The sequence below is a fragment of the Hymenobacter sp. genome, from assembly GCF_035709525.1.
In the GTDB taxonomy this organism is placed as follows: Bacteria; Bacteroidota; Bacteroidia; order Cytophagales; family Hymenobacteraceae; genus Hymenobacter.
This window is the reverse complement of the sequence record NZ_DASTEP010000112.1, coordinates 1-8,526: the sequence shown is the minus strand read 5'-3', so window position 1 is coordinate 8,526 and position 8,526 is coordinate 1. Positions and strand designations below refer to the sequence as shown.

Sequence of the window (8,526 nt, the reverse complement as noted above, 5' to 3'; positions counted from 1 at the left end):
GGCCGGATACGGGCGCATACGCAAAAGCAAGGCCAAAAGTCATTTAACAATTAACATTTATCATTTAACAACTTGTGGTTCTTTTTACTACATAAAAAATGTCCTTGCGAGCGTAGCGAAGCAATCACACCTATTGAGCCTCGCCGTTCGGGCTCCACTCAGGTGCGATTGCTTCGCTACGCTCGCAAGGACAATCGTTTTTAACTGAAACCTAACTTGTTAAATGACTACTTCAGCGAGTTCAGCAATTGCTCCAGCTGGTACTCGTCCGGGATGAGCACGTCGCGCTGCTTCGAGCCCTGGAACGGACCCACGATGCCGGCGCGCTCCAGCTGGTCCACGATGCGGCCCGAGCGGTTGTAGCCCAGCTTGAGCTTGCGCTGAATAAGCGAGGTCGAGCCCTGCTGGTGCAGCACGATGCAGCGGGCGGCTTCCTCAAACATCGAGTCACGCTCGCTCAGGTCGAAGTCGCCCGAATCGCCGTCGCTGTCGCCGTCGGCTCCGGCCACTTCGGGCAGCAGGTAGGCATCGGGGTAGCCTTGCTGCCCGCCGATGTAGTCGCACACACGGTCGACCTCGGGCGTGTCGATGAAGGCACACTGCACCCGAATCAGGTCCGAGCCGGCCGAAAACAGCATGTCGCCCTGGCCGATAAGCTGGTCGGCCCCGCCGGTGTCCAAGATGGTGCGCGAGTCGATTTTGCTGGTCACCTTAAAGGAAATCCGGCACGGAAAGTTGGCCTTGATGATACCCGTAATCACGTTTACGGAGGGGCGCTGGGTGGCCACGATGAGGTGGATGCCGATGGCGCGGGCCAGCTGCGCGAGGCGCGCAATGGGCTGCTCGACTTCCTTGCCGGCCGTCATCATGAGGTCGGCCAACTCGTCGATTACCAGCACGATAAACGGCATAAAGCGATGGCCCTTCTTGGGGTTCAGCCGCCGCTCGATAAACTTGGCGTTGTACTCCTTGAGGTTGCGGCAGCCGGCTTCCTTCAGCAAGTCGTAGCGGCGGTCCATCTCCATGCACAGCGAGTTGAGCGTGTGCACCACCTTCTTGGTGTCGGTGATGATGGGCTCATCCACGTCGGGCAGCTTGGCCAGAAAGTGGCGCTCAATTTTGTTGAAGATGCTAAGCTCCACCTTCTTGGGGTCAACCAGCACAAACTTGAGCTGCGCAGGGTGGCGCTTGTAGAGCAGCGAGGCCAGAATCACGTTCAAGCCCACCGACTTACCCTGGCCGGTGGCACCGGCCATCAGCAGGTGCGGCATTTTAGCCAGGTCGGCCACGAATACTTCGTTGGTGATGGTGCGGCCGAAGGCCACCGGCAGGTCCATTTCGGAGCGGGCAAACTTCTCCGAACCCAGCACCGAGCGGATGCTCACCATCTCCTTCTTGGTGTTTGGAACCTCGATACCGATGGTACCCTTGCCCGGAATCGGGGCGATAATGCGAATACCCAACGCGGCCAGGCTCAAGGCAATATCGTCTTCCAGGCTCTTGATTTTGGAGATACGAATACCGGCTTCGGGCACAATCTCGTACAGTGTTACGGTCGGCCCGATGGTGGCCTTGATGCTGGCGATGGCGATGTTGTAGTGGCCCAGCGTCTCCACAATGCGGTCCTTGTTGGCTTCCAGTTCCTCCTTAGTTACCTGGGCTTTGGCCACGCCGTAGTCGTTGAGCAGCTCCAGGGTCGGGAACTGGTAGCGCGAGAGGTCGAGCGTGGGGTCGTAGTTGACGTCGGGCATGGCGTCGGCGTCCTCGTCCTCATCGGCCACCGCCGCGATGTCGGCCCCCGCGTTGGGGTCCAGGTCGTCGCGGCTGGGGATGGTTATTTCTAAGCTGGTGCTTGGTGCCTGGTGCTTGGTGATTGGAGCAGGCAGTGGCGCATCATCGTCAGCGAGGTCGGCGAGCGAGAGCGGCGTGGGGATGGTGGCAGCCACGCTGGGCGCGATTTCCAGCACCTCCGGCTCGGCTTCGGGTAGCTCGAACGAGAACGCCGGGCCAGTAGCAGCCGCGGCAGCCGTAGCAACTCCGGCCGTGGTGTTAGCAGCCGCTACGGCACCAGCCGCCACCGGCGACAGCGCGGCCGTGGCCCCGGCTAGTACCAGCGGCACGGCCGCTGGCGCGGCAGCCCACGGGGCGGGCTCAAACTCGGCCTCTGGTGCGGCGGTAGCCGGCTCGGCTACCTCGAAATTGGTACTGAGCGCCGGCGCTTTGAGTGGGCTGGGGCGCGGGGGCGGGGCGGGCGCGGGCTCAAACTCGGGCTCGCGGGCAGGAGCGGGCTCGTCTTCGTCGTCTTCCTCGGAAAGGATGGCCGGGCGCGGGGCATCCTTGGCCGACGGGCGAGCGGCCACGGCCGGCGCGGCGGCCATCGCGGGCACAGCAGCTTCTTCGGGGGCGTCTTCCTCCCCTTCCTCCTCGTCGCGGCCGCCCAGGCCGAGGTCGAGGCTGGTGATATTGAAGAAGAACACCACGAACATTATCAGCCCAAACGCCAGCAGCAGCACCGTGCCCCAACCCACCAGCGATTGCAGCCAGAGGGCCATTTCGTAGCCGCCGCCGCCGCTGAGCCAGTCGAAGCGGTGCGCCTGGGTGGGGTCGGTGCCGGGGGCGGCCATCTGCACCACCACGTAGCCCAGCAAGATGCTGGTCCACAGCATTGTAAACAGGCCCAGGGCCAGCACGTAGCTCACCGAGCCTTTGGCCCGGCGAAACACGATTTTGTAGCCCAGGAAAAACACCATCGGAATGAGCGCATAGGCCGCCAGCCCGAAGCCCCGGTAGATGCATTTCTCAGCCAGCCACGCCCCGAGCAAGCCCAGCAGATTGCCCGATTCCTGGCCGGCTTCCTTCACCGGCACGGTGCCCAGCGCGGCCACGATGCTCTGGTCGGCGCGCCCGCTGAACAGGAACGACGTGAAGGCGATGGTGAGGTATATCGAGCCCAGCAGCAGCCCGAAGCCCACCAGCAGGTGAAAGCGGCGGTCGCGCAAGAAGGCCGCGGCCTGGCTCAGGCTAAAGCCCTCGCCCGCGCGCGGCGGCCGGGGCGGGCGCGGAGCAGCGGCGGGCTTGGCGGCGGCGCGGGCCCGGCTGTTGGCGGCCGGGCGGGTGGTAGTAGTGGCCGGCTCGGCGGCGGGCGCGGCGGTGCGCGGGGTATTGCCACGGGCCCGCGCGGGCCCGTTTTCGGGGGCGGCGGCGGGGGCCTGGCGGTTGGTGGCGGGGGGGCCACTCGTCGGGTTTCGGTAGTTGTTGGAAGCCATGCGCGGAGCAAGCGGTAAAAGTCAAATCTACGCCACGGGCGGCGGTTGCGGGGCAACTCCAGGCAGGGGTTTTGCGTCAAATAGACTCATAGCGGAGCTTTTATCTGGTGCCTTATTTTTTGTCCGGTTGCTACTTTTACTTCGATTTTTACCATGTTTGACTTCCGTTTTCACCATCTTGGCGGCCGCGAGTACTGCCGCGTAGCCTATGACGAGCCCGCCCACTGGCTGCACCTGACCTGGTCGGGCGTGGCTACTACCCCCGACAGCCACCACGTCGCCACCGAGCTGCTGCGGTACCTGCCCGCCGGCCGGGTACACTACCTGCTCAACGACAACAGCCGGGTGCTGGGCCCGTGGCTCGACTCTGTCGATTGGCTCCAGCACATCTGGGTGCCGCAGGCCGGCCAGTTGGGCTTGTGCTACGTGGCCCACGTGCTCCAGCCCCACACCGAAGACGACCTGGGTTTGCTACTCGAGCATAATCTTTTTGGCGATAAGTTTGAGCTGCAATTTTTCACCTCGCTCGAAGATGCCGAATGCTGGCTGCGCGAGTGCCAGCACGCGGTGCCCTGCTAATCGAGCGGGGTAGAGACGCACTATTTTGCGTCTTACGTCTGGTACCGTATCCTGACGCCAGCACAGGTGCGGCAGGTCGGGGAAAAGGCTAGCCTCACGTCTGTAACGTATCCAGACGCCAGACGCAAAATAGTGCGTCTCTACGCCATTCAACGGCTGGCCTCGTACAAATACAGCTGCCAGTAGGCCGCCGAGTCGTCGAACACGCCAAGCGGGCGCAGGCCGCTCTCCTCGAGCCGCGCCAGCCGCACGGCCGACAGCACGTAGCGCCCGCCCAGCCGGCGGAACGCCGCCGCGTCGAAAACCCAGTGCTGCACGGTGCGAACGGGCCGCTTGCCCACCAGAAAATCGCGCCCCAGCTCGGCCGAAAACAAGTAGCAGCGGTTGCCCCAAGCGTCGAAGTAGGCGGCCAGCTCGGGGCTTTTGGCCAACTCGCCGGCGATGAGCGGGCGGAAGGCGTGCTTGTAGGTGAGCGGGTAAAGCGTCTGGTACGAGTCGAGGGTGTAAAAGCCGTTGAGCTGCGCCACGGCGGGCGGCAGCCCCAGGCAGGCCACGCGGTAGGCCGGCGGTGCCTGGCCGGTGCGGGCCTGGATGAACGCCCGCGCCTGCCCCAGCAGCTGCGGCGCCACGTAGGCCGCGTAGCCGGGCGCATCAGCCTTAGGGCGGCCAGCCAAGGCGCGCAGGTTATTGGTAAACTCGGGGTTGGCGGCCAGGATGAACGGCAATTGCAGCGCCACCAGCGCGTAGGTTAGCCGCCCGGCGGGCAGCTGCCGCACGGCTGCCACCAGCACCAGCACCCAGGGCAAGGCCAGCAAAAAGTAAAACCGCCCCAGCGAAAAAGCGTGCAACAGCGGTAGCCGCCCTTGCAGCGCGGCCGACACCTGCGGCAGCAGCCCCGCCAGCAAGCTCAGGCCCGCGATGGCCGCCAGCCCCGCCCCTACCCGCACCAGCAGCGGCCGCCGCGCCGGGCCCGCCAGCCGGGCCAGCACCACCGCCACGGCCACCAGAATGCCGCCCTTAAAAAACGGGCTGGCGTGGTAGTGCCCCAGCCAGAATAGCTGGCCCGCCTCGCGCAGCCCCCGGCCCAAACCCGGCCGAGCCAGCCGCACTAAATCAAATTCCTCGCGGTGCGCCACGAAGCTTTTGGCCACCAGCAGGCCGTAGAACAGCTGCCACTCCACCACCACGTAGCTCAGTAGCAGCAGCGTCAGCCCGGCCGCCCCGCGCCCGGCAGCCGGCCCCGCCGCCCGCCCGCGCCGCGCCAGGTCGAGCAGCAGACCCAGCCCCCACGCCGCCGCTATAAACGGCCCCACCAGCACAAACGACGACCACCACGGCAGCGCCGCGCACACCAACAGCGCCGCCCCGCGCCCACGCTCGGCCCGCAAATCGAGCGCCGCCCGCAGCAGCGCCGGCTGGCCCAATACGCTGAGGCCAAAGATGCTGTACGCGGGCAGCGCGGCCCACAGCAGCGCCACGGCCGCCGCCAGGCCGCGCTGCGCAGGGCGGGCCAGGCCGTAGCCGCGTAGTAGCCAGTACATGCCCAGCAGCCCGGCCAGGCGCACCAGCGCCTCGTGCAGCAGGTAGGCCGCCAGCGGAGAATCGGGCAGCAGATGGAAGATGAAGATGGTGAAACTCAGCCCCGAGCGCAGGGCCTCGCGGGGCAGGCCGTTCATGATGGGCGGCACTACCGCACTGGGGCCGTGGGCTAGGGCCAGGTGCATCTTGGCCAGCAGGTGCGCCCACACTACCTCGGCCTCCAGGTTGTCGTGCAGAAGGATGAAGGTGCGCGGCCCCAGCGCCACCAGCGGCAGTAGAAACAGGAGTAGCCCCAGCAGGGCCCAGCGGATGGGGTTGGTAGTAGTAAATGGCGTCATGCGAAATCGCTGCAAAGAACGGAATGGCCTACCGGGTTTTCCGCCAGCTTCCGCCCGTCATGCTGAGCGCAGCGCAGCGGAGTCGAAGCATCTCTGCCGCTTCATCCGGGCCGTTCAACGAAGCGATAGAGATGCTTCGGCTGCGCTGCGCTCCGCTCAGCATGACGGATGGAAGCCGCCCGCAAACGTTTCGGGCAAACACAACCAGCGCGCGGTAACTGGGCGGGCGCTGCTCGCTATCTTGTGCTGTTAAGGGCTTTATCGCGCTTCTTTAAGGCCCGTCTGCTTTTTCCCAAGTTCCTCCCACCCCAGCTTCCCTTATGCGTTTTCCCTTTTTTCTCGGTCTGCTCGGCCTCGGCGTGGCCGGCGCGGCCAGTGCCCAAAAAGCCCCGCCACGCGACTATCCCATTCAGCCGGTGGCGTTTACGCAGGTGCACGTGCACGACAAGTTTTGGGCACCCAAGATGCAAACCAACGCCGACGTGACCATTCCGCACACCTTGCAACAGTGCCGCAATGATGGCCACCTCGATAACTTTCGGCGGGCGGCCGGCGAGCTGCCGGGCGACAAGCTCACGCAGTTCCCCTTTGACGACACCGACATCTACAAGGTGATTGAGGGCGCGTCGTATGCCATGCAAGTCAAGCAAAACCCCAAGCTGGCCGCCTACGTCGATTCGCTCATCACCCTCATCGGCAAGGCGCAGGAGCCGGACGGCTACCTCTACACCTTTCGGACGGTGAAGGCCGCCAAGCCCCACGAGTGGATAGGCCAGAAGCGCTGGGAAAAAGAGGAAGACCTCAGCCACGAGCTCTACAACGCGGGCCACCTCTACGAAGCGGCCGTGGCCCACTACCAGGCCACCGGCAAGAAAACCCTGCTCGACATCGCTACCAAAAACGCCGACCTACTGGTGCGCGACCTCGGGCCGGGCAAAATCGAAGTGTACCCCGGCCACCAAATAGTCGAAATCGGGCTGGCCAAGCTCTACCGCGTCACGGGCCGGCAGCAGTACCTCGATTTGGCCAAGTTTTTTCTGGACGTGCGCGGCCCCAAGGGCGACGCCTACAACCAAGCCAACAAGCGGGTGGTGGACCAGGACATAGCCGAGGGCCACGCCGTGCGCGCCACCTACATGTACTCGGGCATGGCCGACGTGGCCGCCCTCACCGGCGACAAGCGCTACCTCACGGCCATCGACGCCATCTGGGACGACGTGGTGGGCAAGAAGCTCTACATCACGGGCGGCATCGGGGCCACCGGCAATGGCGAGGCCTTCGGCAAGGCCTTTGAGCTGCCCAACATGAGCGCCTACGCCGAAACCTGCGCCTCCATCGCCAACGTGTACTGGAACCAGCGCATGTTTCTCTTGCACGGCGATGCCAAGTACGTGGACGTGCTGGAGCGCACCCTCTACAACGGCCTGCTGGCGGGCGTGTCGCTCAGCGGCGACCACTTCTTCTACCCCAACCCGCTGGCCTCGATGGGGCAGCACCAGCGCGGGGCGTGGTTTGCCTGCGCCTGCTGCATCTCCAACATGACGCGCTTCATGGCCTCGGTGCCGGGCTACGTGTACGCCCAGAATGGGGACAATCTGTACGTCAACTTGTTCATGGCCAGTACCAGCGAGGTGCAGTTGCCTACGGGCAAGGTCAGCATCGAGCAAACCACCAACTACCCCTGGGACGGCCAGCTCGACCTGGCCGTGAACCCGCTGAAGCGGCAGGAATTCACGCTGCGCGTCCGCATCCCCGGCTGGGCGCAGCAGCAGCCCACGCCCGGCGGCCTCTATAGCTTCGCGGATGCCACACCGCAGGCTATTCCGCTCAGCATCAACGGCAAGCCGGTGCAGTACACCCTCGACCACGGCTACGCGGTGCTGAAGCGCCGCTGGCAAAAAGGCGACCACGTGACGCTGACTTTGCCGATGGAAACGGAAAAGGTAGTAGCGAAAACCGAAGTAAAAGACGACCAGGGCAAATTTGCCTTTCAGCGCGGCCCGCTCGTGTACTGCCTCGAAGGCCCCGATAATGCCAACGGCTTGGTGCAAAACATCACCGTCGACCAGAAAGCCCCGGTGGAAGTAGTGTACCAGGACGGCCTGCTCAACGGCCTCGACGTACTCAAAACCAACGGCGTAGCCACCCGCCGCCAGCTCAACTCCGACCAGCTCCTGACCACGCCGCAGGCCGTACAAGCCATTCCGTACTACGCCTGGGCCAACCGCGGCCCCAGCGACATGACCGTGTGGGTACCCTACGAGACGTCGGCCGCCCGGCCCCAGGCCGCGCCCACCATCGCCTCGCGCAGCACGGCCAGCTCGTCCTTGAAAAGCACGAAAACCCTCAAGGCACTCGCCGACCAGTACGACCCCGCTAGCTCGCAGGACGCCAGCTACCCCTACCTGCACTGGTGGCCCAAAAAGAACACCACCGAGTACGTGCAGTACGACTTTGCCGAGCCGGCTACGGTGTCGGAATCTAAAGTTTATTGGTTTGACGATGGCCCCTGGGGCGGTTGCCGCGTCCCGGCCAGCTACAAGGTTTATTACCAGAAAGACGGTAAATGGCTCCCCGTGAAAAACACCACGCCCTACGCCGTGGCCAAGGATAAGTATAATACGCTGACCTTCGAGCCGGTGCAGACTACCGCGCTGAAGCTGGAGGTGCAATTGCCGGTGGACAATGCGGCGGGCATTCACGAATGGATGGTGAAGTAGGCGCGCGAACCTCACCCCCCGGCCCCCTCTCCAAAAAAGAGGGGGAGCCTGACGCCTAACAACGTTCGCTTGCGTCTGCTGGCG

At 64.4% G+C, this 8,526-nt stretch carries 4 protein-coding genes; 2 read left to right on the top strand and 2 right to left on the bottom strand.

Annotated features, from left to right (window positions below; all coding sequences use genetic code 11):
- Positions 1-227 precede the first annotated feature (227 nt).
- On the bottom strand, positions 228-3,266 hold the full coding sequence (locus VFO93_RS09465) for an FtsK/SpoIIIE family DNA translocase (protein WP_325134122.1): 3,039 nt from the start codon (positions 3,264-3,266) through the stop codon (positions 228-230).
- Positions 3,267-3,419: 153 nt separating this feature from the next.
- Between VFO93_RS09465 and VFO93_RS09460 the strand changes: the two genes are divergently transcribed.
- Positions 3,420-3,845 (top strand): hypothetical protein, encoded by a 426-nt coding sequence (locus VFO93_RS09460; protein ID WP_325134121.1) that lies wholly within the window; start codon positions 3,420-3,422, stop codon positions 3,843-3,845.
- A 149-nt stretch (positions 3,846-3,994) separates the two neighbouring features.
- Here VFO93_RS09460 and VFO93_RS09455 read toward each other — a convergent pair whose 3' ends face one another.
- Entirely contained in the window at positions 3,995-5,722 is a 1,728-nt protein-coding gene (locus VFO93_RS09455; RefSeq protein WP_325134120.1) for a DUF6044 family protein, read from the bottom strand.
- Between the two features lie 320 nt (positions 5,723-6,042).
- Between VFO93_RS09455 and VFO93_RS09450 the strand changes: the two genes are divergently transcribed.
- On the top strand, positions 6,043-8,442 hold the full coding sequence (locus VFO93_RS09450; RefSeq protein WP_325134119.1) for a glycoside hydrolase family 127 protein: 2,400 nt from the start codon (positions 6,043-6,045) through the stop codon (positions 8,440-8,442).
- Positions 8,443-8,526: the final 84 nt, after the last annotated feature.